This is a genomic window from Tropicimonas marinistellae (assembly GCF_001509585.1).
In the GTDB taxonomy this organism is placed as follows: Bacteria; Pseudomonadota; Alphaproteobacteria; order Rhodobacterales; family Rhodobacteraceae; genus Tropicimonas; species Tropicimonas marinistellae.
Map to the genome: position 1 here is coordinate 135,074 of NZ_LNCI01000011.1, position 26,403 is coordinate 161,476.

Genomic DNA, 26,403 nt, shown 5'->3' on the forward strand with positions numbered 1-26,403 from the left:
TGCTGTACGGGCAAGAGACCCATGCGACGGGAAGAATACATCCAGATCCTCGACGGCACCCATCCGGGGCATGGCCGCACGATTGCCATTCTCCATCAAGGGCTGATCGTGGCATCGGGTCTGGCGATCTCGCTGGAGACCATTCCGAACCTGCCAAATTGGGCATACACCGCACTCTTTGGTTTCGAATCCATGGTCGTGGCGGTTTTCGTCATCGAGTATCTTGCCCGCGTCGTCTGCGCACCGCGCCCGTTCCGCTATATCTTCAGCTTCTGGGGAATTGTGGACCTGCTGTCATGCCTGCCAGCGCTTCTGATCGTCCAGCAGCAGTGGGCCGCAATTCGATCGCTGCGGCTGTTGCGGCTGGTTCGGTTGTTGAAACTGCTGCACGCCAACCGCGCCCTGATGCGGCTCGAACTCGCGCTCGCCGAGAGCCGTGGCGAACTTCTGGTCTTTGCATTCCTGGCCGGCATCATACTCTACATCGCCGGTGTCGGGATTTTCATTTTCGAACACGATGTGCAACCGGAGGCCTTCTCCTCCATTCCCAAGAGCCTGTGGTGGGCCGTGGTCAGTTTCACAACCGTCGGATACGGCGACATGTACCCGGTTACCGCCGAGGGGCGATTGTTCACGACGTTCATCCTGTTCATCGGGCTGGGCGTGATTGCCGTACCTACCGCGATCATTACAACGTCGCTTATCAACACCGACCTCAAGGAAACCATTGAGAAAGAAGTCGAAGAAGAGATCGGTGAAATCGAACGTGAGGTCCGCAAGGACCTCGCACCTCTCAAGAGAAAACCAACGAGGAGACCCTAGAATGAACTTCAAATCATTGCTCGCCGGCACCGCGCTGGCGCTTGGCCTGGCCGGCGCCGCGGCGGCCCAGGATCCGGTGAAGGCCGGGTTCATCTTTGTCGGCCCGGTCGGCGATGGCGGCTGGACGTTCGAGCATAACGAGGCGCGGCTCGCAGTCGAGGAGCATTTCGGCGACAAGGTCGAAACGGTCTATCAGGAGAATGTTCCCGAAGGCGCGGATGCCGAACGGGCGATGACCCAGATGGCGCTCGGCGGCGCGGATATCATTTTCACAACGTCCTTCGGCTACATGGACCCGACGATCAACGTTGCGGCCAAGTTCCCGGATGTGAAGTTCGAGCATGCTACCGGTTTCAAGCGGGCCGACAACGTTTCCACCTATTCCGCCCGCTTCTATGAAGGCCGCGCCGTACAAGGCACCATCGCCGGCATGATGACCAAGACGAACAAGGTCGGCTACATTGGTTCCTACCCAATTCCGGAAGTGATCCGCGGCATCAACTCCGCCTATGTCCACGCCAAGAAAGTCAACCCCGACATCGAATTCTCGGTGATCTGGGCTTACACCTGGTTTGATCCGGCCAAGGAAGCCGATGCTGCCAAGGCGCTGATTGAGCAAGGCGCAGACGTGGTCCTACAGCACACGGATTCCACCGCTCCGCATGCGGCTGCGCAGGAAGCCGGCGACGTGATCGCTTTCGGACAAGCCTCCGACATGGCCGAATATGGCCCGATGCCGCGTGTTTCGTCCATTATCGACAACTGGGCTCCCTACTACATCGACCGCGTGCAGGCGGTGATGGATGGCACCTGGGAGAGCATGGACACCTGGGACGGCATCGGCCCTGGCATGGTGAAGATCGGCGAAATCACCGACGCCGTGCCGGAAGAGGTGAAAGCGGCCGCGCTCGAGATGCGTGATGCGATCGCCGCAGGCGACTACCACCCGTTCACCGGTCCGATCAACAAGCAGGATGGATCGGCGTGGCTTGCCGAAGGCGAAGTGGCCGACGACGGCACCCTGGCCGGCATGAACTTCTACGTTGAAGGACTGACGGGCGAGATCCCCCAGTAAGGGCGAATTCGTCCCGAAGTTCGTCGGCATAGCGCCTCGAAGAAAGACAGCCGCCACAATCGTGGCGGCTGTTTGCATACCTGCTCCGGCGCAGCCCGACGATCTGGATGCCGACGCAACGTCTTACACGGGCCGCGTGGCCTGCATGGACGGGCGCGCCGCGAACTGCATTTCCCACTTCGCCAGTGCATCGCGTCCGGTACGCCAGTCCCGCTCGCCGTGTCGGAAATCGAGATATCCCAGGGTGCAGCCCACGGCGATTTGTCCAATATCCAGTGGTCCGGCAAGGTGGCTCGTCCAACGATCCTCCAGCACGTCGAGCGCGCGCGCGATCTTAGCCCATTGCCCTTCCACCCAGAAGTCGTGGATCTTCTCTTCCGGTCGGCAGCGCCCTTCATAGACCATGAGCACTGCTGCATCCGCGATCCCATCGGCCAGCGCTTCCAGGGTTAGCACCTCCCATAGGCGCTTTTCCGGGTAAAGGGCCGCGCCGGCACGGGTATCCAGATACCGGCATATGACCCGGCTGTCGAAAAGCGCAGGCCCGTCGTCGCGCACCAAAGTCGGGATCTTTCCCAACGGATTCCAGAAGATCGGCATCGTGCCGCTGTCCAGCGGCGTGCCGGACGCCGGCACGATCTCCACATCATCGATCTGCCCCGTTTCCCGCAGGGTGACCAATACCTTGCGAACGAAGGGCGACGCAGGACTGTGGTAGAGTTGCATGTGCACCTCCGCTGTTTGCCCGTGCAGGATATGCCGGGCACCGGACGATGCGAAGCTAAAGATTGCGGGGCCGGCAAGGATGCACCGGCCCCTTCCGGTCTGCAGCGACCCGGCGGCTAGCCCCTCAAATCACTGTCGGCCGGGTCAGTTACTCATTCCATGGCTTGCAGAGTCACGTTGTAGACGTTTCCGTTCGACATCGTGATCTCCACGTCGGTCGGATCTGTCAGGCCGGCGGTGTCGATTGAATTCACGACCTCGCAGACGTCACGACCGAAATTCTCTTCACCTGTGTTTTCCTTGATCATCATCGTCTGTTTCTCGTCGATGGTGACTTTCGCCATTTCGCATTCCACGGTCGTCATCATCTCGGCCGATGCGATCCCGGCGGGAATTACGAATGCGATAGCAAGGACTTTTTGTAAGCTGGTCATAATCTTTCCTCCCTAGAAAATGATGCGCGACTCACTCCGGTCCAAGTTCCGAAATGGGTGACGCGAACAGAGCATACTCCAATTGCGCCAAAAAATCCCTGTTGGGGTACCGCGATATACCACATTGGACGCTTCGAGCGCCGGAGGGGGCCTTGTAAGTCTGGCCGCCTGGCGTTTCAGGCGGTCAGGCTGGCGTCATCGTGCCCACGAATGGTTGCAACAACGATCTGACTCTCAGGTTGATCCGAACCAAATTCGACCTCGGTGAATTGTTCGGTCCGGCCCATTCTCGGGTTCTCCATCAGAATTCGATGAGTCCGCCCGACTTGCGAAGACAAATGACGGGTTATCTGGGACTGGCCGATTTCTCGGAGCCGTGCCGCGCGTTCTTTCACCGCGCCGCCATGAACCTGCGGCATCCGCGCGGCCGGCGTGCCCTGCCGCGCGCTGAATGGAAACACATGCAGCCAGGTCAGGTCACACTCACGTACCAGGTCGAGCGAGCGGCTGAACATGTCCTCCGTTTCGGTGGGAAAACCGGCGATGATATCGGCACCGAAGGTCATGTCGGGGCGCAGACGCCGCGCTTCCGCGCAAAAGGCGATTGCGTCGTCGCGACTGTGCCGACGTTTCATGCGCTTGAGGATCATGTCGTCCCCGGCCTGCAGCGACAGGTGCAGATGCGGCATCAGTCGCGGCTCGGTGGCTATGGCCTGCATCAGCGCCGCGTCGGCCTCGATCGAGTCGATGGATGAAATACGTAGGCGCGGCAGATCGGGCACCAGCTTGAGGATCCGCATCACCAGATCGCCCAACCTTGGTTCCGCCGGAAGGTCGGCCCCCCAGGACGTGAGATCGACGCCGGTCAGCACAACCTCATTGTAACCGCGCCCGACCAGCCGTTTGATCTGATCCACCACCACACCTGCGGGAACCGAACGCGAATTGCCTCTCCCGAACGGGATGATGCAAAACGTACACCGGTGGTCACAACCGTTCTGCACCTGTACGTAGGCGCGCGAGCGTGTGCCGAAACCGTCGATCAAGTGTCCGGCCGTTTCCTGAACGGACATGATGTCGTCGACTTGCACTTTCTCCGTTTTGCCAACGAAATCCGGACCGGCCATGCGAGCCCAGGTCTCCGGTTGCATTTTTTCGGAATTGCCGATCACCTTGTCGACTTCCGACATGGCCGCAAATGTCTCGGGCTCGGTTTGGGCAGCACAGCCAGTGACGACGAGCGTTGCATCCGGATGCGCCCGACGGAGTCGGCGGATCTCCTGCCGGGCCTTACGAACGGCCTCTGCCGTCACCGCGCAGGTATTGACCACAACGGTCTGACCCAGCCCGGCGCGGGCAGTCATGTCCTTCATCGCCTCTGTCTCGTAGGCGTTCAGCCGGCAGCCCAGCGTGGCAAAAACCGGCGGCACATCCGCAGGCGACCCCGTCATTCGGATGCCTCGCCAATGTAGTCGGGCGTCAGAACACCGTCGAAGACATGGGCTGTGGGACCGGTCATGTGCACACCGTCGTCACGCCAGTCGATCTCAATCGAACCACCATCCAGGTCGATCCGGACGCTTCGCCCTGCAAGCCCCCGGCGCGCCGCGGCAACCGCCGTCGCACAAGAGGAGGATCCCGACGCCAACGTGATCCCGGTGCCCCGTTCCCAAACCCGCATCCGCAGATGATCCGGGCCGACCACGTGGGCAACTTGCACATTGGTGCGTTCGGGAAAGAGTGGATGGGTTTCGTGGGCCGGGCCAAAGCGCTCCAGGTCCACCGCATCGGCATCCTCTACGAAAAAGGTGCAATGCGGATTTCCCATGCCAGTGGCCGTCGGAGACCCAGGTATGGGCAGTTCCAGCGTATCCATCCGGTGCGCCAGCGGCACCTCTTCCCAACCGGTCATCGGTGCGCCCATATTCACGCGTGTTCGACCGCCGCCTGCATCCACGCAGTCGAGTAGCCCGCGCTCTGTGCGGAGCGATACGCGCGTCCGACCGGAGCCCGCCATCAGGTACCGCGCCACGCACCGCGTTGCGTTGCCACAGGTTGCCGAGACAGTTCCATCGGCATTGAAAAAGACAAGCCGCGCATCCGCCTCGTTATCCTTCTCGATCACCGCAAGCTGGTCAAACCCAACACCGCGGTGCCGGTCGCCGATGCGCCGGACCAGCGCTGCATCGGGCATACGCCCGCCAGCCCGTTGGTCAATGACCACGAAGTCGTTACCAAGCCCATGCATCTTCATGAATCGCAGGGCGCCGCAGGAAGACAAATCTCGCATCGTGAAGGCGATATACGCAGGTTCTCAACGGTTTTGAAGTGCGCGCAACTTTTCTTCTTGACCCCACCGGCGAGGTCTCCTAATCAGCGGTCCTCGGATGGGCCGTTAGCTCAGTTGGTAGAGCAACTGACTTTTAATCAGTGGGTCACAGGTTCGAATCCTGTACGGCTCACCATCCCAGAACCTCGCCCTGAGAGGTCGCTTAGGACTTTGAAGGGAAAGGCTACTTCAGGGGTTCTAACGCCTCTATGTCGCGAGTACCGCAACGGCTTCGCAAATGCGAGGCGCAGTATAGTCCGTCGCATTGCTAGGTCGCCTTTTGTATAAATATCCCAAGGATTTGCCAAAAGATTGAGGGCGAGTTCTAACCCATCGTTGCGCGGGCGATCATTGAGTCGTTTCTTGGTGAGTTGCTCATCCAGAAGGGCTATCTCACGTTGAAGCTTGGAGATCCGCTCCTCGTACGCTTTGACCACCGTCTCATTCGAAGTTTCCACAACTCTCGCCAAGAGTGTGTCAACAGCACTCCCGGCCGCTGCACGCTTCGATTTCAATGCCTTTGTATCCCTTGCGTGCTGTGCATCCCGGTCTTTCCACGCCTTTTTGATCATCTTTCTGACCACACCCGAGATGTCTGCGCAAACACCGACAGTTTTGAGAGTATGTTCGAACTCCTTTTCGAGCTTCGCTCGCGCAACAGACTTCCCGTAGCTATCACAGTCGGTATTCCTGCAGTGATAATAAGGATACTTCTTGCCAGTCTTGCTTCGCGCCCAACACGCCGTAAGCGCAACACCGCAATCGTCACACAGTACGAATCCCCGTAGAGGGAAATCTGCACTAATGTCCTTTCTACGTTGGGCATATCGCCGTTCCCCTAGGCGCGATTGAATTCGCTCGAACTCTTCAAGAGAAATCAATGCTTCATGGTTTCCCTTACGAATGGGGATGTTCCAATTGGGTACCTCCAGATAACCCGCATAGAGTACCCTCGACAGGATATCTTTGATCTGCTGTGGTCGAACTTTTCCATCCTTGTATTTGGGAAAATCCGACCGAGCTTCGAGGAACCTGCCTACCTCAGCCTGAGTGTCAAACCGCCCTGTGGAGTAACCCTGAAGAGCTTCTTGAACCACCGAGGCAGCAGGTTCGTCTCGGACTAGGACCTTCCCGAAACCGCGCCGCCGCTCATACCTGTAGCCTACCGGCGCACGAAAGGGCCAATAACCGTTTAGAACTCTTGCTCGCATCCTGTCGTGAACTTGCTCACCGTTCTTCTGACGGTGATGCTGCGACATCGATGCTAACAAGTTTTCCAAGAGAACCGAGCTGGAGTCCTCACCAAACTGATGATTGGGACTTTGCAAGACGCCACCGGCGTTTCTGATGTCCAACCTGAACTTCAAATGAACAAACATGTCTCGTGCAAGCCGAGATATGTCGTCGATTATCACTATCCTCTTTTTCCCTTTCTTCAGAAACGTCAACATCTCCTTCATTCCGGGGCGCTCCCATGCCCCGCCTGAAATTGTGTCCGAAAATACTTGCACCACGACCCAGCCATTTCGTTCTGCATACTCTCGACATCTGGTTTCCTGACTCTTTAGACCGTGTCCTTCCGTAACTTGCTTCTGAGATGAGACACGCAGGTAGATAGTTGCTTCTGTGATGGAACTGTCCGGTTCGTCTTTTGTCATCTCCTCCTCCGATAATCATGCTTCCACGTAGATCGTTCACTCAACGACATCGCTCATCGACCAGAGCGCGAATTATCCCCCAGAGCATGACAACTCGCTCATGTGAGATAGTCCGAAGCGTCGGTTCAGTACCGGCCAACTCGGAAAGAAACTTCTCATCATCAGAGGAGAAATTGCGGGGAGCGTCTTGGAGTTGAACTAGGTCACACCCCGACGCCAACTTGCTTTCCTTGGCCGCTCTCGTCATGACGCGCGCCTTCAGTTGGACTTGAGAATAGTGAGTTCAAAGATAGTCCTTCATTATTGACTCGCTCAGATTGAAATGCAATAATTTACTTATTTATCAGTATGTTGCGCTGACGTCGGGATGATGTGGTCACTCAATGTGACAGCCGGAAGTCAGCGCACCGCACGATGCAATACGAGCGCTGACTGTGAAACGCAAAATGACGCGGTGCGCGAAATGTTGATGACAACTTCCGGTGCTCAGAACGCGAAACAAGTCCAAAGCGATTCGTTTGCTCATGGGAGCTGACCGTTTGGGACACCCTCAGCCTAGGATCACGGACAGGCCACGTCCGAACCTGCTTAATGGCGGTGGGTTTTCAAACAGCAACCCTCGTCCTCGGCAAGCCTCTAACCAGGGCAATACGACAAACTTGGTAGCTGTGGAATTCTGTCCGATGAAGCAGCACCAGTGCCCAAACATAGTGCATCAATCGTTCTTCTAAGCATTGCAGTTCAGGACGCCACTACCTAGTATCGGGCCGAAGTCCAAATGGTTGTGTTGAAATGGAAATTCGGCGACCCACTCTTGGGAGTGTGACCCAAGGAACCTTGTTCAACTGCGCGAAAGCAGACCGATACAAAGGTAAACGCGTATACGGTTTGGCAATCACCGCGAGATGTGATGTTGCTAACGACAAGTATCCTGTTCTCAACTATCTACCGGTAGTGTCTCTACTAGATTGGATGCATTGCGACGGTATCGAGATCCTACTTTCAAATGCGCAGAAGAACGCACATTCTCAATTTTTAAACATCCTCAAGCAAGCCGGCATCGCATCAAGCGTGCTTGACGCTGTAGACCGTCAGACCTTGGTCGCAGCGTACTTTGATGCAGAGGATGCACCTAAAGCGCTAACTAAACAATCTAAGAAAGCGCACGAGGTTGCCGACCTTCTGGACCATCTCTATTCAATTAGCACTGCTTGTGAAGTTGACCGAAACTGGCTGCTGGAGCGATACTCAAAAGAGGCGTCCTCACTCGTGAAGGACTTGGTTCAAAACAAGGTCCTGAGTTTTTACTACCTTCCCAGTGTAACAGACGAAAACGAACGGGATGGCTTTGTCGTTTTGCTTCGAGAAAGCGCCTTTCTACCGAGGAAAATCGCAAAGCAATTGGCTGTAGGTTTACCGAAACCGATTGGCGAAGATCCAGACCTACAATCCCAACTATCATTTGCGCATGAGGATTTCGCAATGCCAATTGGGCAGATCCCATCACCGCACATTGAGCATCTTATTCAAACCTTCTCCTACATGTTTGGTAGGATTGGGTTGGAAGACTACACCGAAGATTTCGTGGCAGATGTCTGCGGTCAAAGTTTCTGCCGAGCAGAGGAACCCACAGAATGAAATACGTGGTTTTTGAGGAAGGAGCTATAGATGAGTTCGTTTCGAATCGGTTTTTTCAATCGATTGAGTTCGATCTTGCTCAGGCATTTATGGAGCTTGTTTCTGGCGGGGTGTCGAAAGTAAACTTTCCGCCTGAGATCATTACAGTACCTTTGGATGGTGGAGTTGCCTTTACAAGAGCTAACGCGACAAGGAAATCCCATTTCTTCGTAATAGACCTAGAGCAGTCCCGCATCTTGGAAAAGATTGATGAGGGAGAAACGATATTTGTAATTCAGAAATGCTTACGGTTTGCAAAAAAACTGTGGCAGAACATGTCTCTGAATTATTCGGAACGCGTTATCCCTCAGAGCAGCAAGGCAATATTATTTCCCTTTCCATACAAGCCAAGGCCATACAGGGTTGTCATTGAGCAGTCTCCTTGGGCTGAGAGATTGAGAAAACGTGAGTACACCGGGAAGTTCATGCTAATTTATAAAACCGGTTACGATCAAGGGAACGCAAACGCGGAGGTTGCAGGACTAACAAACTTCAAGAAAGCCTTCGAGCAGGTGGACAAGATTTTTGCAGCATCGAAGGCAACTGAAGCGGCAAAGGGTCCAAGAGAAGGACAAGGCGTCGTTCAAGTGTCCGAACTTGGCAACGAACTCCCGGTTAATGGAACGTCAATTTTCCAGTCATTTGATGATTGGATGATGCTACTCACAACGGTTCAGCAAAACTTCATAAACGCGGAGATCTCGGGGGCGCATAGGATCGAAGGTGCCGCTGGAACGGGAAAAACCCTATGCTTGATGTTGAAGGCCATATCGCTTCTCAGGGCATCAGAGGAAAGCAACGGATCGAAGCACGTGGTCTTCGTCACTCACAGTGAGGCAACAAGGCGAGCCATCTCCGAGTTCCTGCTAGTATTGGACCCAGATAATTTCTCTGACCGTGATCGACTACTTGAGAAGAACTCTCTCAAAGTCTGCACGCTTAGTGCTCTTTGCGCGGAACAATTGGCTCAGCATATCAGCGAGTCCGAATTCATTGACAAGGATGCACTTGAGTCGAAGGAGACTCAGCTTCTATATGTCAATGAGGCTTTCACGGAGGCAATGATTGAGGACTACCCCTCGCATGAAAGATTTCTATCAACCGAGTTGAAAGAATTTTTGACTTCTAATGACTATTGGTCAACCACGGAGATGCTTCAACACGAAATTAGCGTTATGATTAAAGGTAGGGCGTCTGAAGACATTGACATTTACAAAAAGGCACCGCCACTTAAATATGGGTTGCCAATTCAGGGAGATCCGGACAAGGGGTTTCTTTTTACTGTGTTTCGGAAGTATCAAGAGAAGCTCGGCGCTGTTTCCCAGTTTGATACAGACGACGTTGTCCTAACCGCAATTGGTCAACTAGACACGCCTGTCTGGAGACGCCGTCGAGCAAAGGACGGCTATGATGCTGTGTTTATAGACGAAACGCATCTCTTCAATATCAATGAACTCCACATCTTCCACTATTTCACAAAAAGCGACACGAGTTTTCCAATTGTGTATTCTGTTGATAGAGCGCAAGCCGTTGGGGATCACGGCTGGACTAATCAAGACATTAGTGAAACGCTTGTCGCTGGCACCGATGGAGAGAACAATATCAAACTTCAGACGGTATTCCGATCTGCCCCACAGATTGTCGACTTAGCGTTTTCAATTGTGTCATCTGGCGCGACGCTGTTCACGAACTTCGATAATCCGCTTGAAGCGACTCGTTCAAGCTTCACAGAAAATGATGAGCGGAAGGCGACCCAACCTTCTTACATTTCCTTCCCCAATGATCAGGCAATGGTCGAAGGCGCTTTCGAACGGGCTGAGTTGATGCAAGCGGAAATGCAGTGCCGTAAGGGGAATGTTCTAATCGTAGCATTTGATAAGGACGTCTTGGAGTGTCTGGAAAAATTCGCAACCGAAAGGAACAAACCCCACTGCGTGCTAAAGAAGCGTGGTGATGTAGAAGCTGTTTCTGCTGCAGAGGCGTCAGGACAGTTCGTGATTGGCCATGCCGATTTTGTCGGTGGTTTGGAGTTCCATGGAGTAGTTGGCGTCGGTGTTGACAAAGGCAGGCTCCCTCCAAGCAAAGCCTTGGGCAACGATAGCAGTAAGCATTTCTTGTCGTATGCGTCTCACAACCGGCTCTACGTTGCCGTCAGTCGAGCAAGGTACAGAGTTGAACTACTGGGCGATCAGTCGAGAGGACCTAGCGAGTTGGTACAACCCGCCATTGAATCCCAGCTTCTTTTACATCAGCGCTAAGTGTCTTCCTCAGCATAGGAGGACAAAGTGGGATCGATCGTCCAATTGAACTGCCGATTTCATTACTCGCGTTGATCTACGAGTAAGCGGAGAGCACGTTCCCACTTGGAAAGCTCACAAACTAACGAGTTCGAACTATCTACTGTTAGGTTCACCATTCGAATCAAGGACTTAGCCGGAAACGGCTGAGCCCTTTGGTTTTTCTGGCTCGCGCGCGAATGACCTCGCAACGGTCCTACGATCGTACGGCCCTGCCCGATTGCGACGAGATAAGAGACCGGTGGGTTCCGGCTATCGTGATTTCGACTAGCCGCTCTCCCGGCAAATAATGCGCACGGTTTCTCCATGCAGGCTTTCCAGCAAGTCACTAAACCGACTTGTGCATCCGAGGTCCACCTGACCTGCGCAACTGGCCCGGGTGCGCTCTCTCATCGGGTGATCGGGGATCAGTCGCCGAGTTAAATTAACCGGCATGCAAGTGCCGCCGAAAACGAGTCCGCCCCATTGTACGGGCCAATATCGGCCGCTGATAGGTCGCCATTCGTGAAACCTACGGCCACCAGCCGCGACCAGTCGGCCGATGCCACGACGATCTCGGGCCGGTGTCCGCAGTCGCGGATTCCTCCCGATATGACGGTTTCGCCGATGCGGTGATTGGTGACGCCCCTCGCGGCCGCAACCTCCACCAGTGCGCCATCTCTGAATGAGAATACGCGCAGAATCCTGGCGAGGTGCGGGCGATCGACATAGGCGATCTCCACAGACCCGTCCCTGTCCAGATCCGCAACCCCGACAATCGCCAGCCATCGGTGGCGGCGCCCAATCGCCGGCCCGGTGGCAAGCGTTCTCAGATTTCGGTCCAGTACCAGGAGGCGTGCGCCCGCAGTGTCCGATGACAGCACCGTTACCAATTCGGGTAGGCCGTTCCCGGTCACATCCGCCAGACGGGGCGCGATGTCTTCGATCACTTCGCCGCGGGGAAAGTGACGCACCACTGGGCAGGAGGCGCGCTCTTCGCCCTCCCATCGCCAGCGGATTGCCAGCCCTGTACTGTCCCGTAGCGGCCCCATGATATTGTGGCCATATCGGTTGGTCGCGCCTGTCATGCGGGCCTGCCAAATCCGCGCACGTCCGAGGTATTCGGGATGATCGGCATAGAAGTCGCCGACATTTTCCCGCTTGTCGAAGGCGACCCTCCCGTCCGGTCCGGGTAGCTGGCGAAAGCTGCCGGTTCGCGCGGACATATCGTCTGGCCAATCCTGGAGGCAGCCGTCCGCGCCGGCAGCGGAGGCCAGCAGCGCAAACAACAGGGCGGGCCAGAACCTCACGATCAGATCTGCTTTTCGGGCAATTTCACGATCAGCCCGTCGAGATCGTCGGTAACCTTGATCTGACAGGTCAGTCGCGACAGGCCGGGTTTTGTCTCGTAGGCAAAATCCAGCATGTCCTCTTCCATGGCGTCCACGGGCGGTAGTTTTTCGACCCAATCGGGGTCCATGTAGGCGTGGCAGGTCGAGCAGGCACAGGCACCGCCGCAATCGGCGTCGATCCCGGGAATACCGTTGTCGCGCGCGCCTTCCATAACGGTCAGGCCGCTGGCAACCTCCACCACGTGTTCTTTACCTGAATGCTCGACATAGGTGATCTTCGGCACTTACCTGGTCCTTATTGCTACAGACGTCTGGCTTTCTACGCGCGTGACATAGGCGATCCGTCGCCGCATTGCCAGTGATCGCCTACACTGGACAATTCGCGCGCGCGTTCTATCTTTGTTCCTATGCGCGGAACGCTGTACCAATCTTCTGTATCATTATCTGTCGGCTGGCCCCGTCCACCGGCCTGCATCCCGGCGGCAGAATTAACTCTCCCCCCAAATGGTGCGCGCGTGACAGTCGCAGGCCTGGTACTGGTGCGCCAGCGCCCGGGCACGGCAAAGGGCGTGATTTTCCTGACACTGGAAGACGAGACAGGCAGTTGCAATGTTGTCGTCTGGGCCAAGCTCTACGAACGCTACCGCCGGGCAGTGATCTCCGGACGCTTGCTGCGCGTTACGGGGCGGATCCAACGCGAGCAATCGGTGGTGCATGTCGTTGCGGAGCATATCGAAGACATATCGCCAATGCTCGACGACCTTCTGGACCCAGACTTCGGCCCCGCCGTTCCGAGCGCTCCTTGTGACAAGCCGGAACCGGGCTCTCTCTCATAGGCGGACCACCCGCCGAGACTTGCACCTGTGCACCAGCGGTCTAGCGTGCAATCTACCTGAACACGCTCACTGAAAGCACTCCAATGCCGGCGCTCTCCCGTTTGCTTGTCTTGGCCCTGCTGCTTGCCGCTTGCGAGGGCAGCAACGATGCGCCGCCAATTGCACGCTTGGCCCCGCCCGCGCCTGTCGAAACCAGAGACGCCGACGGGCCGCCGGACGCCGCCCCCGACACGTGCTGGGGGCGTGCGGAGGTTTCGGAAAACGGCCAGGAAGGGGCGATCGGGGAAATCTGGTTTCAGATCCCCTGCCCGGCTGATCTGAACCCGCAGACCATTCCCTCCCTTCAGCGCGCGCTTGCGGCCCGTGGCCTCTACAAGGGGCCCTCAACCGGATTGCTTGACCAGGCCACGCGCGATGCCATCCGACGCTATCAGTCGTCCTTCGGCATCGAAAGCGATGTCCTGTCCCTCGCAGCCGCCCAAAGCCTCGGCCTCGTTCCAGTCTCCAGGTCCAAAAACGGCCTACCCGCGGACGCGCCATAGCGTCCGCCCCACCAACGAAACCTGTGCAACCAACTGGGAATTACTCGAAACAGGACACGCTCGTTTCTGCCGAGATGCAGAAAAGCGTGCTCTCGTTTTGGTGAGAAGCCGTGCTCACCGGCGCGGCCACGCGGCCAGCGCAAGTGCGCACCGTTCCTCAACACTGTAGAGCGCGCCTTGTTTCTCACGCAATTTGGAGGAGCGCTTACGGCGCAAGGGCGCTCCGCTCAGTGTGATGTTCCGAATTGCACATTTGCCACGCACTCCGGGCAGACTTCTCAACCGCAAAACACTTCCCACCTCGATGACACAGCCGGCGCAGAACCGCTCCGGCCACGTTTGAAACGAGAAGCACTAACGGAAGGATACACCATGAAACGCTTCGCTCTGAGCACCGCCCTCGTCCTGAGCCTCGCCGCACCGACTTTCGCCCTGGCTCAATCTGCACAGCCGACTGACGTCACCACTGTCTCGGCCGCCGGTGCAAACTACTCCGGCGCGCATTTGCAGCTCGCACGCGGCCTGAATGTCGATCCGGCGGACTACACGACGCGCCAGTTGCAGGACCTGCGCTCGGCCGTCACCGAAAACGACTGGGTTCGCGTCAACTTCATCAAGAAGCAGGCCGAACAAACTGACAGCATGAATGCGCGCGTTTCGACGAGCAATCCGGGCTACTCCGGCGCCCATCTCCAGCTTGCAAACTCGCTCAACGTCGACCCGGCCGACTATACGACTCGTCAGCTGCAAGACCTGCGCTCGGCCGTGACGGAGAACGACTGGTCGCTTGTCAACTTCATCAAGAATGAAGCTGAACAGAATGACGGTGTGACGGCGCGTGTCTCGTCAAGAAATCCGGGTTACTCCGGCGCGCACATCCAACTGGCAAACTCGCTGAACGTCGATCCTGCCGACTACACCACGCAACAGTTGTTTGACCTGCGTGAGGCGAAGGCCGACAGCGACTGGGTACGCTATAACTTCGTCCTCGACCAAGCAGGCTCGTGACAAGATGGCGGTACGATCCGCCCACAATAGGAAGGGCGCCGGCTTCGATGGCCGGCGCCCTCCAAATCTGCAAGGACTGATGGAGCGTCAGTCCGCGATAGTCAGAGCGACGAACCGTGGTTCTCCCGCGCGGCGTATCAGAAGCAGAATCGACTTACGTCCAGCTTCCGTGGCCTCTTCAAGTCGCGCTTCGAGATCCTCAATCGAGGCAACCTCAACCTGCCCGGCCTGCGTGATCACATCACCCGCGCGCAAACCCTTCTCGAAAGCTTCGCTGTCCTCGGCAACTTCTTTGACGACGAGGCCCTGCGCATCGGAGCCGAGGTTCATTTCGGCGGCAAGCTCTTCGGTAACCGCGGTAACGGTCATGCCAAGCACTTCGGCATCCTGCGGTTCTTCCGTTTTCTGTGCCGTCGCGGGCACGGCCCCTTCGGCAACTTCGCGGCGCCCAAGCGTCACCAGCAACGTTTCGGTCTTGCCGTCCCGGAAAACGGTCATGCGAACGGATTTTCCGACCTCGGAATTTCCTACCTGCTGTACCAACCCGCGGGTGTCGTCCACGTCAATCCCGTCAAAGCTGAGGATAACATCGCCGGACAAGACGCCGGCTTCCTCGGCAGGCCCCTCCGGGACATCCGTCACAAGCGCGCCGCGTGCCTCTTCGAGCCCGATTGCGTCGGCCACATCGTCCGTGACGTCCTGAATCCGGACACCGAGCCAACCGCGACGCGTCTCGCCGTATTCCTGCAGTTGGTCGATCACATTGACCGCAACGCGGCTGGACATGGCGAAACCGATACCGATGGAGCCACCGTTCGGCGAAAGGATGGCCGTGTTGATGCCAATGACCTCACCGTCCATGTTGAAGAGGGGTCCGCCGGAGTTGCCCCGGTTAATCGCGGCATCGGTCTGGATGAAGTCATCGTAGGAGCCAGAAAGCGCCCGACCGCGGGCCGAAACGATTCCCGCGGATACCGAGAACCCCTGCCCCAGCGGATTGCCCATCGCCATGACCCAATCGCCGACGCGGGCTTCGTCCGAATTGCCCCATGGCACAAACGCAAGCGGTTGCTCCGCCTCCACCTTGAGCAGAGCCAGGTCCGTGTTCGGGTCGGTCCCGACAACCTCGGCGTCGAGTTCCTCGCCCGAGTAGAACTCGATGGTGATCTCGTCCGCCTTCTCGATCACGTGGTTGTTTGTGACGATGTAGCCATCTTCCGAAATCACGAAGCCCGATCCGAGCGCGGAAGACCGGCGCGGCCGGCTCGGCGCGTCGCCTGGGCCGTTGCGTTCCATGAAGTCACGGAAAAAATCTTCGAACGGAGAGCCCTCCGGCACGATCGGCCCGCCGTGCGGATCACCCACCGTGGCGACCGTGGTGGCGGTCGTGATATTCACCACCGCAGGGCTCACCGTCTCTGCAAGCTCTGCAAAACTTTCCGGTGCGCCGCGCGCATTGGCTCCCAACGTTTGTGCGACCACAATTGCGAGGCCGAGCAAGGCCGCCGGTACGAAACGCGGCAATGCCACGCGTTCGGCGGGCAATGGGATGGAAATTGCATGGGAAGTCACTCGATTTTCCTCTTTTCCTGATGCCCCGCCCCAACTGGCGGGCAATTGACCGGAGCGGCATGATACGTCGCTCCTCCCGGCCCATAAACTTCTAGATAGGGAACGGAACAGCAACTCAAAGCCCGGTCGCGCTCCGTCACGAGGCCGTGACGCTTTTCGTGAATTCTCGTCCACCATTCCCCCCTATGGGTGGAGAAAGTGTCTCAGGCCGAAGCCGTTTTCGCAAGTTCGAGTGAGCGACGCGACCCACGCAGGCAATTGGCGTCACCCACCGAGCCATCCCGCTATCCACAAAAGGATGCCGCCCGTGGTAATGGCCAGCAGCCCGACAAGCCGCCGGGTTTCCACAGGCATTTCCGCAAGCATACGTAAAATGTCGTCGATACGCGAAGGGGCCAGTGCAAGCACCAGCCCCTCCAGAACGAGCACCAGCCCGAGGGCCAGAAATAGCGTCGCCATTACTCGGTCGCGGGCGCAGCGCCCGTTGCGCCACCGAAGTAGTCGAAAAACTCACTGTCGGGAGCGATGACGAGCGACGAGTTTTCACCGCGCAGCGATGTCTCATAGGCCGCGAGCGAGCGCCAGAATTCGAAGAACTCCCGATCCGCGCCGAATGCTTCGGCGTAGATCGTTGTGCGCTCGGCGTCGGCCTCACCTCGAACGATCTCCGCTTCGCGGTTGGCTTCGGAGACAAGTTCAACAACCGTCCGGTCGGCCTGTGCCCTGACCCGTTGCGCAGCCTCGTTACCGCGAGCGATCTCGTCGGCGGCTTCCCGCTCCCGTTCCGCCCGCATGCGTTCGAAGGTGGCGTTGAGGTTCTGCTCGGGCAGGTTGGTCTGCTTGAGCCGCACGTCGACCACGTCAAGCCCCAGCGAACGTGCCTGAACCCGGCTCTGGTCGCGGATCCGGTTCATCAGCACACGCCGGTCTTCCGAAAGGATCGTGTCGGAGGTTACCTGGTCGGCACCGAGCACCTCTCGGATCTGTGCATTCAGGATCGAGCTGAGGCGCGTTTCCGCGGCAGGAAGCCCGCCGACACCCACGGCTTGCCGGAATTGCACCACGTCGGCAATCCGGTAGCGGGCGAAGGCGTCCACGACAAGGCGCCGGTCGTCCGAGGGCGTCACCTCGATCGTGTCGGTGTCCAGCGCCAGGATGCGGTCGTCATACTTCACGACGTCCTGGATCAGAGGGATCTTCAGCGCGATCCCTGGATCTTCCTTGACCCGCTTGATCTGGCCGAATTGCAGCACGAGCGCTTTCTCACGCTCGTCCACGATGAAGATCGACGCAAGCAGAGCCGCCAGGACAATGACACCGATCGGCAGAAGATAGGTTGCACGTTTCATGTCAGTTGCCCTCCTGCTGGCTGGCGGATCTCCGCAACTCGTTCAGCGGCAGATAGGGCACGACACCCTGCCCGGTTCCTGTGCCACCGGTCTCACCAAGGATCACCTTGTCCACGTCGCCCAGAACCTTCTCCATGGTTTCGAGATAGAGACGCTTGCGCGTTACTTCCGGCGCTTTCTGGTATTCCTGCAAGACGGCGGTGAAGCGGCTCGCCTCACCCTGCGCCTCGTTGACGACCTGCGCGCGGTAGCCTTCGGCCACTTCGAGCACCTGGGCAGCTTCACCGCGTGCGCCCGCAAGGACCCTGTTGGCGTAGGCGTCTGCCTGGCGCTCCAGACGGTCGCGTTCCTGTTCGGCGGCCTGCACTTCGCGGAAGGCGTCGATCACCTCGCGCGGCGGGTCCGCCTTGTCGAGGTTCACACGCACGATGTTGATGCCGCTGTCGTAGGTGTCGAGCGTGCCCTGGATACTGGCCTTGACGTTCTCTGCAATGATGCCCCGGTCGCGGTTCAGGATCGGCGCCAGTTCGGAGGCCGCAATGATCTCACGCATAGCCGATTCCGACACCGCACGGACCGTGTCGCGCCCGTCGCGGAGGTTAAACAGGAACTTGTCGGGGCTGTTGATGTTCCAGACAACCTGGAAATCGATATCGACGATATTCGCGTCGGTGGTCAGCATAAGCCCTGAGTCGCCGCCGCGAGAGGAGAAGTCGTCGCCGATATCCTCCGTCCGTTCAGAGGTGACGTTCACGACCTCGGCGGTCACGAGCGGCCAGGGTGCGAAGTTGAGGCCGGGTTCGCCGATGGAGGAGAACTTGCCGAGGAACAGCTCGACGGATTTCTCTTCCGGCTTGACCGTGTAGAAGGACATCCAGCCCCACAGAAACAGCAGGATCGCGCCACCGATCAGCGCGGTGTTGCGATTGAACTGGAATCCATCGCCGCCGGGTCGACCCGGTTCGCGCGGGCCACCGCCGCGGCCGCCCATCAGCACACGCAGTTGCTCCTGACCCTTCTTCACGATCTCATCGATCTCCGGGATCTGACCGTCGCCGCCCGGGCGTCGTCCGCCGCCGCCGCTGCCGCGATTGCCGCCGCCCTGCTGGCCTCCGCCACCGGAGCCACCGCCCCAGGGTCCGCCGCTGTGTCCTGCCATTAGTTCCTCTTCCCTCTCGCTACTCGTCGGTCGGTCCCTCTGCCACATGGTTGCATTCGCGCCGTTTTCAAGCGCGGGCGTCCCGTGTCAGGCGGTGCGAACCGGGGTCTTCAGGGTTACCAGTTCCTCCGACATGGTCGGATGAACGGCAACGGTTCGGTCAAAATCTTCCTTCGTGGCGCCCATCTTTACAGCAACCCCGGCAAGTTGAATCATCTCGCCTGCGTGATCGGCCACGATATGAACGCCCAGTACTTTGCGGGTCTTCTGACTGACGATCAGTTTCATCAAGACCCGGTCATCGCGCTCTATGAACGATTTGTGCATGGGCCGAAAGCTCGTGCTGTAAACCTCGATCGGTTCCTGCTCGCGCGCATCTTCCTCGCTCAGACCCACCGTGCCGTATTCAGGTTGCGTGAAGACGGCGGAGGGGATCAGCGCATGATCCACCGGTGTCGGGTTGCCCTTGAACACGGTTTCGACAAAAGCCATGCCCTCACGGATCGCAACCGGTGTCAGCTGAACACGGTTCGTAACATCGCCGATGGCGTAGACCGAAGGCACCGCAGTCTGGCTGTATTCGTCGACCACGACCTCGCCGCGGCGTCCGATCTCGACACCGAACTCTTCGAGCCCGAGCCCCTTTGTATTTGGTGTGCGTCCGGTCGCGAAGAGAACCTCGTCGAAGGTGAAACTGTCACCCGTCGTCGACCGAACGCGAATCCCGTCGTCGACCTTTTCCATCGACAGGATGTTTGTTCCGCAATGGATCTCGATCCCGTGACGCTGCATGTGCTCGGAGATATGACCCCGCGCCTCGCCATCGAAACCGCGCAAGATCTGTGCGCCGCGATAGAACTGGGTAACCTTGGTGCCGAGTCCGTTGAAGATACATGCCATTTCGCAGGCGATGTATCCGCCGCCAATAACCAGCAACCGCTTCGGCATCTCCGGCAGATGGAACACGTCGTTGGAGGTGATCGCCAACTCGCCGTTCTCGATGTCGGGAACGGCGGGCCAGCCACCGGTGGCAATCAGGATGTGCTTGGCTGTCTTGGTCGTGCCATCGGCAAGGCGCACCGTATGGGCGTCCGCAAGGGTTGCGCGCTGCGCAAACACCTCGACGCCCGAACCATCCAGCAGCCGGTTATAGACGCCTTCCAACCGGTCCAACTCGCCCTCCAGGCGCTTGCGGAATTTTGGCCAGTCAAACCCGCCGATCTGAACGTTCCAGCCATAGTCCACGGCCTCGTGCATCCCTTCGGCATACTCCGAGGCGAAAACCATGAGCTTCTTGGGGACACAGCCACGGATCACGCAGGTACCGCCCATGCGGCTCTCTTCGGCCAAGCCGACCTTTGCACCGGTCTCGCCCGCCGCCACACGGGCAGCGCGTACTCCGCCCGAACCGCCGCCGATAACGAAAAGATCGTAATCGAAATCCATGAAGTACCCTTCTGTTCCGCTCGGCGAACCGTGTTCAGTCCGGCTCGCCCGCGAAGATGTTGTCGCTGTCGAGCACGTCGATCTGTTCTTCCGAAACGGTGCCGACGTTGAGATCCCGCACTTCGACGGTGCCGTCGCTGTAGCCGATGACAACCGCATCGCAGATATCGATAAACAGTCCGTTTTCAACCACACCGGGGATCTGGTTGAGCACCAGAGCCAGTTGCCGAGGGTTTGCGATCCGTTTCAGATGCAGGTCGATGATGTAGTTGCCCTCGTCGGTCACATAGGGAACGTCGTCATTCATCCGCAGCGTCGTTTCGCGCCCCAACACGTCCATGTTGACGAGTGTTTCTTCCAACAGCGCCTTGGTGGTTTGCCAACCGAACGGAATGGTCTCGACAGGGAGCGGGAAAGCCCCCAGGTACCGGACCTCCTTGGCAACGTCGGCAATGACCACCATTCGGTCGGATGCGGTCGCAACGATCTTTTCCTGGAGCAATGCGCCGCCGCCACCCTTGATGAGATTGAGATTTTCGTCAAATTCGTCGGCACCGTCGATGGTGACATCGAGCCACTTTACCTCGTCCAGAGAGGCCACCGGGATACCGACCTGCCGGGCCAGATCGGCCGTGCGCGACGATGTCGGAACACCAATGATGTCGAGCCCTTCCTCGCGGACCATCTCGCCAAGGGAGCGCACCATCCACGCGGCGGTCGAACCGGTCCCGAGCCCGACACGCATACCGCTTTCAACGAAATCGCAGGAGCGGCGGGCGGCGATGTACTTGGCGCGGTCGATGGGTGAAAGGTCAGATGTCATGCGGCAAACTCCCAGGTTAGGCAGGGTTATAGGCTATGCCTTTTCCGGCTGCGAGCGGTTTTGTTCCCGTCAGCCGCGCCGCTCCATACTGGCAATAACCTGCCCCATCGCCGCAAGAAAACCCTCGCGATCCCGATCAGACAACGAGGCGAGCGCATCGGCGTTGACCTGCTGGGCCGCGGCAAGCGCCGGCCCTTTCAGCGCGCGTGCGCGATCGGTGAGGCAGACTTGACGCGCGCGACCGTCCTTGGGGTGCGGCTTGCGTTCCACCAGCCCGTCGCGCTCCATCCGGGCAAGGGTATTGGCCATCGTCGCCTGCTCGACCGCCAGCCGGTCGGTAAGCGCCGCCTGCGTCAACCCGTCGCCCTCCCACAGTTCCACCAGCACCATGAATTGCGCCGGCGCGATCCCGAGATCCGCGATCTGCCGCCGCAATCCGCGCTCGAAGAGGCGCGCCATGTGGTTGGCAAGAAACCCGGCGGAATTCTGCGAAAAGCTGGAGCTCATTGTTCCAATCTGCACATTGCATAGCATGCTGTGCAATGGCTATTTAAATAGCATGCTATTTTAAAAAGGACCTCTGAAATGCCCCACATCGCCCGTCTCCACGCTGCCTCCGGTACGCTCGCCCTGACGCTCATTGCCACCTTTTGGCTATCCACCGTCGTCGCCGAGATCATCGGCAACACGGCGATGGTCGCAACGGTGAAGGCCGGCATCCTCTTCGGCTTCGTCCTATTGGTCCCGGCGCTCGCAACCGCAGGGGCGACCGGAACACTCCTGGCCCGAGGATGGAAGGGGCCACGCGTAGGTGCCAAACGCCGTCGCATGGCAATCGCGGCAACCAACGGCCTGTTGGTTCTCATACCGTCGGCGATGTTTCTTTCCTCGCGCGCGACCGCCGGCAATCTGGACGCGGCATTCTACGTGGTTCAGGGCCTGGAACTCGTTTGCGGCGCGATAAACATCATCTTGCTGGGACGAAACCTTCGAGACGGTTTATCAATGCGGCGGCGGGCCTGATTTGCCATGCGTCGGAGCGCGTTTCACGCGCCATGGGTCGCAATCGGGCGATCCTGTGCATCCTAGGCCCGATACGCCGGTAGACGGTAGGCGGAGTATCAATGTTCCTCAGCGTCTTCGACATCTTCAAGATCGGAATCGGCCCATCGTCGTCGCACACGATGGGCCCCATGGTTGCTGCCGCGCGGTTTCTGGACCTGCTGCGTGGCTCGCCGTTCCATGCTCACGGGCTTCGAGCCCGCCTGCACGGATCTCTTGCCTTCACCGGCGTAGGACATGCCACCGACAGGGCAGTCACGCTTGGCCTTGCCGGGTTCCGCCCCGAAACATTCGACCCAGTCGAAGCCGAGGCGGCACTCACCGCCATCCGCGAAACCCCGCATGTCACGCCCACGGGCCTTCCAACGCTCGTCTTCGATCCGACCGCGGATCTTCACTTCGACCACGGCCCGCCGCTTCCCGGCCATGCCAACGGGCTGGTTCTGATGGCGACGGATGCACAGGGCGACGTGATCCTGCAGGAAACCTACTACTCCATCGGCGGTGGCTTCGTCGTGACAGAGGCGGAACTCGGGCAAGAGACAGCGCCAGCCACGCGGTCGCACACTGTCCCCTATCCGTTCGAGACCGCCTCGCAAATGCTCGACATGGCGCGTCGTTCCGGCAAAAGCATCGCAGAAATGAAGCGTGCCAATGAACTCGTCCACCGATCCGCCGCAGAGCTCGATCGCGAAATCGAGAAGATCTGGACAACGATGTCTCGATGCATCGACCGCGGCCTGGAAGCTACCGGAACATTGCCCGGCGGGTTGAACGTGCGCCGTCGAGCGCCTGCCCTGCACGCTGCCCTTCAGAGCGAGCGCGGCATGAATATCGCCGCGCCTCACACGGTGAACGACTGGATCAGTGCCTACGCCATGGCCGTGAACGAAGAAAACGCCGCCGGCGGGCAGGTTGTGACAGCGCCGACCAATGGTGCAGCCGGTGTCATGCCAGCCGTCCTGCGCTACTGGCTCACACAGGTGCCGACCGCCACCCCGTCGCGATTGGCCGACTTCTTTCTCACCGCCGCCGCAATCGGCGGCCTGATCAAGACCAACGCCTCTATCTCCGGTGCCGAAGCCGGCTGCCAGGCCGAGGTCGGCAGCGCCTCTGCCATGGCGGCCGCCGGCCTGGCCGCAGTCATGGGCGGCACGCCGGCGCAGGTCGAGAATGCCGCCGAGATCGCGTTGGAGCACCACCTCGGAATGACGTGCGATCCGGTCAAGGGATTGGTGCAGGTGCCGTGCATCGAGCGCAACGGACTCGGCGCGATCAAGGCCGTCAGCGCAGCTTCGCTCAGTCTGCGCGGAGATGGGCACCACCTGGTCCCGCTCGACGCCTGTATCGAGACATTGCGTCAGACCGGCCGCGACATGTCGGAAAAGTACAAGGAAACCTCCCTCGGCGGCCTTGCGGTCAACGTCCCCAATTGTTGAAGCCCTTGCCAACTGCTGCCGCGCCGGAGGCTCTCGCTGACGGGAGCCCTCCCGCCCGGCTCAACCCCATCAAAGATGGGGTCGAGCCCGTTGGGCCGGGCCGCGCGCGCAGCGCGCGGTGGCGCCACGACCCGACCGGCCGGTGCAACTTCGCCGTTCCCTCGGCCGCACGCGCATCCTAGCCTCGGTCGCATGATCGAATCCCGCCCGCTCCTTGGGCTTGGCCTCATGCTGGCGTTTTGCGCCTTGGCTCCGCTCGGTGACGCCTTTGCAAAGCTGCTGAGCGGCACGATCCCGCTCTTCCAGCTCCTGCTCGTTCGGTATGCCATTCAAACGCTGATCCTCTGGCCACTGCACCGCCGGTCTGGGTCGGGGCTTGGCTTGCCGCCGGCAATCTGGGGCCTTCTGGCCCTGCGCACGGCGCTGCACATCGCCGCCATTGGCACGATGATCGTCGCATTGCGGTATTTGCCGCTCGCCGATGCCATCGCCATTGCCTATGTGATGCCCTTCATTCTGCTGTTCCTCGGTCGGGCGTTCCTGGGCGAGACCGTGGGCAGATATCGGCTTGCCGCCTGCGTCTTCGGTTTTCTCGGAACACTTATGGTAACGCAGCCGTCCTTTTCAGCCGTTGGCTGGCCCGCAACCATGCCCATGCTCGTCGCGCTGTTCTTCGCGCTCTTCATGCTGACCACGCGACAGCTCGCGGGACGGGTGCCCCCGATCTCGCTTCAGGCCATCAGCGGCTTGCTCGGAACACTCGCACTGGCCTTACCGGTGCTGCTGGCCGACGGGCGCGGCTGGCCGGAATTCGACCCGGTCGAGCCGACCCGACTCGAGCTTCTGTGGCTGGCATGTCTCGGCGTAACCGGCACTGTTGCGCACCTGCTGATGACCTATGCGTTGCGTTTCGCTCCCGCAGCCGTGCTCGCACCGGTCCAGTACCTGGAAATCCCGTTTGCCGTCTTCTATGGCCGCGCGATCTTCGGAGAATGGCCAAACCCCGTTGCCGTGGTGGGGATCGTCATCATCATTGGGGCGGGCCTCTACATCCTGCGGCGCGAACGTCTCAGGTCGCGGGTGTCAGCGCCGTGATGGCCGCATCGAGTGCGGCCCGAGGCAGGATAACCAGCATTCCGGGAGCATCGAACTCCAGTTCCACTGGCCCGGCATTCCCGGTCGCAACCCTGTTTGAGGTGCCCACCCGTCCACCGGGCGTCATGTCGAGCCCGTCTATTGGCCAGTGAAGCCCGCGGGAGCGCCCGCGCACGGGCGCCATCGGAAACAGCGAGACCCGGCTTCCTGGCTCCAGTTCCATAGCTACGCGCCTGGGAGCGGCGAAGATCACGTCCCGTCGCGCGATAAGTACGCAGGGCTTGTCATGGTGCCGCGCAAGGACATTGAGGTTCGCCAGTTGGTGGTCCACTCGCCGCCCCAGGAACCCGATACCGAGAACCATCGGCGCATCCACGGATCGAAGGGACTTGTCGAAATCCGTGCTGTCCTGCTCATCGATGCGATACAAGGTCTCGGGCGGAAGGCGACGGCGCGCGGCGTCACTCAGCGAGTCCATATCGCCGATCACCGCCCGCGGAACATGTCCTGCTTTCAGCGCGGATTCGGCGCCACCATCAGCGGCTACGAGGCACGGTGCCCGGCGCAGGGCCGCCGACAAATCCTCCGCCCGTGCGCGCCCTCCTCCGAGAAGTGTGATCGCTTCTGTCGAGCGGACAATGATAGTGTCCATACCGAGACTGTTCCGTTTTTCACAGGAAGACCACATTCTTGCCCGGAAATGATACCTAAATTTTAGAAATCTCGTTTCCGCAGGGGACCCAATGCGCATGAGACGCAAGCACCCGTGTTGGCAGGATATGTAAGAGAGAGCGAAAAGACGATGGTAGGTTCCAACAAGATTCTGACCGTGTCCTACGGGACCTTCTCGTGCACGCTCGAGGGGTTCGACGATTCGTTTGGCACGATGAAGGCCATTGCGGAGTACTTCCGCGATCTCGCCGCCGAGGACAGGTATTTCGGCGCAGAACCGCCGACGCCTGACGCGGAAATGCTCCAGCGCATTGTCGAAAAGGAAATCCAGCGCCGGGTCGAGGCGCGGATCGGCGAAAACGGGATCACCCTGCGTGCCAGGGAAGGTCTCGCCGTGGCAGAGGCGCCTACCCCGGCCGCAGAGCCCACCCCGGCCCCGGAAGCAGCGGTTGTCCAATCGCCTGACATCGCCGAAGATTCGAGCGCCGAGGTCACCGAAACACCTGCCGAACCCGACGCAACACAATCGGTCGAGGAACCTGCTGACGACCAGTTGGCCGCGGAGCAGGCGGCGTTTGATTCCGCGCACCCCGTGGAGAGCATTGCGACCAAACTTGCGCGTATCCGCGCCGTCGTGTCGAATTCGTCGGCGGAGCCAACGGGTGAATTGGAAACGACCACCGACGCCGAGCCTCTAGAGGCGGAAGTCGCCGAACAGCCTGAACCCGAAGCCGAGACCTTCGAGCCGGCGCCCGCAGCCGCGTTCGTCGCGGAGACCGCACCTTTCGAACCGGAAGCCGCTGAGCTGCCCGAACCCGAGGCCGAGACCTTCGAGCCGGCGCCCGCAGACGACTTCGTTGCGGAGACCGCGCCTTTCGAACCGGAAGCTGCCGAACTGCCCGAACCCGAGGCCGAGGTCGAGACCTTCGAGCCAGCGCCCGCAGACGACGTCTTCGCGGAGACCGCGCCTTTCGAAGCGGAAGCCGCCGAACAGCCCGAACCCGAGGTCGCAACCTTCGAGCCGGAGCCCGCAGACGACTTCGTTGCGGAG

At 59.2% G+C, this 26,403-nt stretch carries 25 protein-coding genes, 1 tRNA gene and 1 pseudogene; 12 read left to right on the forward strand and 15 right to left on the reverse strand.

Translation table 11 applies throughout. The annotated features are described in order from the left end of the window. The first annotated feature begins 21 nt into the window (after window positions 1-21). Window positions 22-822, forward strand: coding sequence for an ion transporter (locus tag ARC39_RS21150; protein ID WP_078059392.1), 801 nt, complete (start codon window positions 22-24; stop codon window positions 820-822). Window position 823: 1 nt separating this feature from the next. Then, window positions 824-1,897: a BMP family ABC transporter substrate-binding protein gene (locus ARC39_RS21155; protein ID WP_068117519.1), complete on the forward strand. Its 1,074-nt coding sequence runs from the start codon at window positions 824-826 to the stop codon at window positions 1,895-1,897. A 123-nt stretch (window positions 1,898-2,020) separates the two neighbouring features. Here ARC39_RS21155 and ARC39_RS21160 read toward each other — a convergent pair whose 3' ends face one another. The 4 genes from ARC39_RS21160 to dapF all read right to left on the reverse strand — a co-directional run bounded on the left by ARC39_RS21160 (window position 2,021) and on the right by dapF (window position 5,311). Further along, window positions 2,021-2,623, reverse strand: coding sequence for a glutathione S-transferase (locus tag ARC39_RS21160; protein ID WP_068117522.1), 603 nt, complete (start codon window positions 2,621-2,623; stop codon window positions 2,021-2,023). A 152-nt stretch (window positions 2,624-2,775) separates the two neighbouring features. After that, entirely contained in the window at window positions 2,776-3,057 is a 282-nt protein-coding gene (locus ARC39_RS21165) for a hypothetical protein (protein ID WP_068117524.1), read from the reverse strand. A 176-nt stretch (window positions 3,058-3,233) separates the two neighbouring features. Then, window positions 3,234-4,508: a tRNA (N(6)-L-threonylcarbamoyladenosine(37)-C(2))-methylthiotransferase MtaB gene (gene mtaB, locus ARC39_RS21170; protein WP_068117527.1), complete on the reverse strand. Its 1,275-nt coding sequence runs from the start codon at window positions 4,506-4,508 to the stop codon at window positions 3,234-3,236. Further along, window positions 4,505-5,311: a diaminopimelate epimerase gene (dapF, locus tag ARC39_RS21175; protein ID WP_438273276.1), complete on the reverse strand. Its 807-nt coding sequence runs from the start codon at window positions 5,309-5,311 to the stop codon at window positions 4,505-4,507. Before dapF ends, mtaB begins: the two co-directional genes overlap by 4 nt. Before the next feature lie 135 nt (window positions 5,312-5,446). On the opposite strand from dapF, the gene ARC39_RS21180 reads away from it, so the two are divergent. After that, window positions 5,447-5,522: transfer RNA gene (locus ARC39_RS21180), tRNA-Lys, on the forward strand. Here ARC39_RS21180 and ARC39_RS25420 read toward each other — a convergent pair. Continuing rightward, a complete protein-coding gene (locus ARC39_RS25420) occupies window positions 5,485-7,044 on the reverse strand; it encodes a recombinase family protein (protein WP_078059400.1) in 1,560 nt (519 codons plus the stop codon). The two genes, ARC39_RS21180 and ARC39_RS25420, sit on opposite strands and share 38 nt — an antisense overlap. A gap of 822 nt (window positions 7,045-7,866) precedes the next feature. On the opposite strand from ARC39_RS25420, the gene ARC39_RS21185 reads away from it, so the two are divergent. Both ARC39_RS21185 and ARC39_RS21190 read left to right on the forward strand, forming a co-directional pair. Further along, on the forward strand, window positions 7,867-8,682 hold the full coding sequence (locus tag ARC39_RS21185; protein WP_068117533.1) for a hypothetical protein: 816 nt from the start codon (window positions 7,867-7,869) through the stop codon (window positions 8,680-8,682). Further along, a complete protein-coding gene (locus ARC39_RS21190; RefSeq protein WP_068117536.1) occupies window positions 8,679-10,979 on the forward strand; it encodes a UvrD-helicase domain-containing protein in 2,301 nt (766 codons plus the stop codon). Before ARC39_RS21185 ends, ARC39_RS21190 begins: the two co-directional genes overlap by 4 nt. A gap of 458 nt (window positions 10,980-11,437) precedes the next feature. Here ARC39_RS21190 and ARC39_RS21195 read toward each other — a convergent pair whose 3' ends face one another. Together ARC39_RS21195 and ARC39_RS21200 are read right to left on the reverse strand one after the other, a co-directional pair. Beyond that, entirely contained in the window at window positions 11,438-12,307 is an 870-nt protein-coding gene (locus ARC39_RS21195) for a VCBS repeat-containing protein (RefSeq protein WP_149866504.1), read from the reverse strand. 2 nt (window positions 12,308-12,309) lie between these two features. Further along, window positions 12,310-12,633: a 2Fe-2S iron-sulfur cluster-binding protein gene (locus ARC39_RS21200; RefSeq protein WP_068117539.1), complete on the reverse strand. Its 324-nt coding sequence runs from the start codon at window positions 12,631-12,633 to the stop codon at window positions 12,310-12,312. Between the two features lie 123 nt (window positions 12,634-12,756). Between ARC39_RS21200 and ARC39_RS21205 the strand changes: the two genes are divergently transcribed. The 3 genes from ARC39_RS21205 to ARC39_RS21215 all read left to right on the forward strand — a co-directional run bounded on the left by ARC39_RS21205 (window position 12,757) and on the right by ARC39_RS21215 (window position 14,735). Beyond that, on the forward strand, window positions 12,757-13,185 hold the full coding sequence (locus ARC39_RS21205; protein ID WP_068117542.1) for an OB-fold nucleic acid binding domain-containing protein: 429 nt from the start codon (window positions 12,757-12,759) through the stop codon (window positions 13,183-13,185). Window positions 13,186-13,268: 83 nt separating this feature from the next. Beyond that, window positions 13,269-13,727, forward strand: coding sequence for a peptidoglycan-binding domain-containing protein (locus ARC39_RS21210; protein WP_068117545.1), 459 nt, complete (start codon window positions 13,269-13,271; stop codon window positions 13,725-13,727). A gap of 372 nt (window positions 13,728-14,099) precedes the next feature. Continuing rightward, window positions 14,100-14,735 (forward strand): hypothetical protein, encoded by a 636-nt coding sequence (locus ARC39_RS21215; RefSeq protein ID WP_068117548.1) that lies wholly within the window; start codon window positions 14,100-14,102, stop codon window positions 14,733-14,735. Window positions 14,736-14,822: 87 nt separating this feature from the next. Here ARC39_RS21215 and ARC39_RS21220 read toward each other — a convergent pair whose 3' ends face one another. From ARC39_RS21220 to ARC39_RS21250, 7 genes are all read right to left on the reverse strand, one after another. Beyond that, the gene (locus tag ARC39_RS21220) at window positions 14,823-16,265 is read right to left on the reverse strand and encodes a DegQ family serine endoprotease (RefSeq protein WP_236545332.1); all 1,443 of its coding nucleotides are present in this window, start codon (window positions 16,263-16,265) and stop codon (window positions 14,823-14,825) included. 306 nt (window positions 16,266-16,571) lie between these two features. After that, window positions 16,572-16,766: a DUF2065 family protein gene (locus tag ARC39_RS21225; RefSeq protein WP_068117554.1), complete on the reverse strand. Its 195-nt coding sequence runs from the start codon at window positions 16,764-16,766 to the stop codon at window positions 16,572-16,574. After that, window positions 16,766-17,656 (reverse strand): protease modulator HflC, encoded by an 891-nt coding sequence (gene hflC, locus ARC39_RS21230; RefSeq protein WP_068117556.1) that lies wholly within the window; start codon window positions 17,654-17,656, stop codon window positions 16,766-16,768. Before hflC ends, ARC39_RS21225 begins: the two co-directional genes overlap by 1 nt. A 1-nt stretch (window position 17,657) precedes the next feature. Beyond that, complete coding sequence (gene hflK / locus ARC39_RS21235; RefSeq protein WP_068117559.1) at window positions 17,658-18,815, reverse strand: FtsH protease activity modulator HflK; 1,158 nt, start codon at window positions 18,813-18,815, stop codon at window positions 17,658-17,660. 87 nt (window positions 18,816-18,902) lie between these two features. Then, a complete protein-coding gene (gene gor / locus ARC39_RS21240) occupies window positions 18,903-20,261 on the reverse strand; it encodes a glutathione-disulfide reductase (RefSeq protein ID WP_068117562.1) in 1,359 nt (452 codons plus the stop codon). A 34-nt stretch (window positions 20,262-20,295) separates the two neighbouring features. After that, a complete protein-coding gene (rpiA, locus tag ARC39_RS21245; protein WP_068117564.1) occupies window positions 20,296-21,084 on the reverse strand; it encodes a ribose-5-phosphate isomerase RpiA in 789 nt (262 codons plus the stop codon). A 69-nt stretch (window positions 21,085-21,153) separates the two neighbouring features. Next, window positions 21,154-21,591: a MarR family winged helix-turn-helix transcriptional regulator gene (locus ARC39_RS21250; protein ID WP_068117566.1), complete on the reverse strand. Its 438-nt coding sequence runs from the start codon at window positions 21,589-21,591 to the stop codon at window positions 21,154-21,156. A gap of 78 nt (window positions 21,592-21,669) precedes the next feature. Here ARC39_RS21250 and ARC39_RS21255 point away from each other — a divergent pair, with 78 nt between their 5' ends. The 3 genes from ARC39_RS21255 (at window position 21,670) to ARC39_RS21265 (ending at window position 24,680) form a co-directional block, all read left to right on the forward strand. Continuing rightward, complete coding sequence (locus tag ARC39_RS21255; protein WP_068117570.1) at window positions 21,670-22,107, forward strand: hypothetical protein; 438 nt, start codon at window positions 21,670-21,672, stop codon at window positions 22,105-22,107. 101 nt (window positions 22,108-22,208) lie between these two features. Further along, window positions 22,209-23,585, forward strand: a complete 1,377-nt coding sequence (locus ARC39_RS21260) for an L-serine ammonia-lyase (protein WP_068117572.1) — start codon at window positions 22,209-22,211, stop codon at window positions 23,583-23,585. Between the two features lie 192 nt (window positions 23,586-23,777). Continuing rightward, window positions 23,778-24,680, forward strand: a complete 903-nt coding sequence (locus tag ARC39_RS21265) for a DMT family transporter (protein ID WP_068117574.1) — start codon at window positions 23,778-23,780, stop codon at window positions 24,678-24,680. Here ARC39_RS21265 and ARC39_RS21270 read toward each other — a convergent pair. Next, window positions 24,655-25,332 (reverse strand): thiamine diphosphokinase, encoded by a 678-nt coding sequence (locus ARC39_RS21270; protein WP_068117577.1) that lies wholly within the window; start codon window positions 25,330-25,332, stop codon window positions 24,655-24,657. The two genes, ARC39_RS21265 and ARC39_RS21270, sit on opposite strands and share 26 nt — an antisense overlap. Window positions 25,333-25,482: 150 nt before the next feature. On the opposite strand from ARC39_RS21270, the pseudogene ARC39_RS21275 reads away from it, so the two are divergent. Continuing rightward, a pseudogene (locus ARC39_RS21275) lies at window positions 25,483-26,403 on the forward strand (chemotaxis protein CheA); the annotation flags it as partial.

Bases quoted from the DNA above. Each gene is read 5' to 3' on its own strand.
- ARC39_RS21205 (WP_068117542.1), top strand. From the start codon at position 12,757: ATGCGCGGAACGCTGTACCAATCTTCTGTATCATTATCTGTCGGCTGG.
- ARC39_RS21250 (WP_068117566.1), bottom strand. From the start codon at position 21,591: ATGAGCTCCAGCTTTTCGCAGAATTCCGCCGGGTTTCTTGCCAACCAC.
- ARC39_RS21155 (WP_068117519.1), top strand. From the start codon at position 824: ATGAACTTCAAATCATTGCTCGCCGGCACCGCGCTGGCGCTTGGCCTG.
- ARC39_RS21210 (WP_068117545.1), top strand. From the start codon at position 13,269: ATGCCGGCGCTCTCCCGTTTGCTTGTCTTGGCCCTGCTGCTTGCCGCT.
- ARC39_RS21270 (WP_068117577.1), bottom strand. From the start codon at position 25,332: ATGGACACTATCATTGTCCGCTCGACAGAAGCGATCACACTTCTCGGA.
- dapF (WP_438273276.1), bottom strand. From the start codon at position 5,311: ATGAAGATGCATGGGCTTGGTAACGACTTCGTGGTCATTGACCAACGG.
- ARC39_RS21160 (WP_068117522.1), bottom strand. From the start codon at position 2,623: ATGCAACTCTACCACAGTCCTGCGTCGCCCTTCGTTCGCAAGGTATTG.
- rpiA (WP_068117564.1), bottom strand. From the start codon at position 21,084: ATGACATCTGACCTTTCACCCATCGACCGCGCCAAGTACATCGCCGCC.
- ARC39_RS21260 (WP_068117572.1), top strand. From the start codon at position 22,209: ATGTTCCTCAGCGTCTTCGACATCTTCAAGATCGGAATCGGCCCATCG.
- ARC39_RS21165 (WP_068117524.1), bottom strand. From the start codon at position 3,057: ATGACCAGCTTACAAAAAGTCCTTGCTATCGCATTCGTAATTCCCGCC.
- mtaB (WP_068117527.1), bottom strand. From the start codon at position 4,508: ATGACGGGGTCGCCTGCGGATGTGCCGCCGGTTTTTGCCACGCTGGGC.
- hflK (WP_068117559.1), bottom strand. From the start codon at position 18,815: ATGGCAGGACACAGCGGCGGACCCTGGGGCGGTGGCTCCGGTGGCGGA.
- ARC39_RS25420 (WP_078059400.1), bottom strand. From the start codon at position 7,044: ATGACAAAAGACGAACCGGACAGTTCCATCACAGAAGCAACTATCTAC.
- ARC39_RS21190 (WP_068117536.1), top strand. From the start codon at position 8,679: ATGAAATACGTGGTTTTTGAGGAAGGAGCTATAGATGAGTTCGTTTCG.
- ARC39_RS21255 (WP_068117570.1), top strand. From the start codon at position 21,670: ATGCCCCACATCGCCCGTCTCCACGCTGCCTCCGGTACGCTCGCCCTG.
- hflC (WP_068117556.1), bottom strand. From the start codon at position 17,656: ATGAAACGTGCAACCTATCTTCTGCCGATCGGTGTCATTGTCCTGGCG.
- gor (WP_068117562.1), bottom strand. From the start codon at position 20,261: ATGGATTTCGATTACGATCTTTTCGTTATCGGCGGCGGTTCGGGCGGA.
- ARC39_RS21225 (WP_068117554.1), bottom strand. From the start codon at position 16,766: ATGGCGACGCTATTTCTGGCCCTCGGGCTGGTGCTCGTTCTGGAGGGG.
- ARC39_RS21150 (WP_078059392.1), top strand. From the start codon at position 22: ATGCGACGGGAAGAATACATCCAGATCCTCGACGGCACCCATCCGGGG.
- ARC39_RS21265 (WP_068117574.1), top strand. From the start codon at position 23,778: ATGATCGAATCCCGCCCGCTCCTTGGGCTTGGCCTCATGCTGGCGTTT.
- ARC39_RS21215 (WP_068117548.1), top strand. From the start codon at position 14,100: ATGAAACGCTTCGCTCTGAGCACCGCCCTCGTCCTGAGCCTCGCCGCA.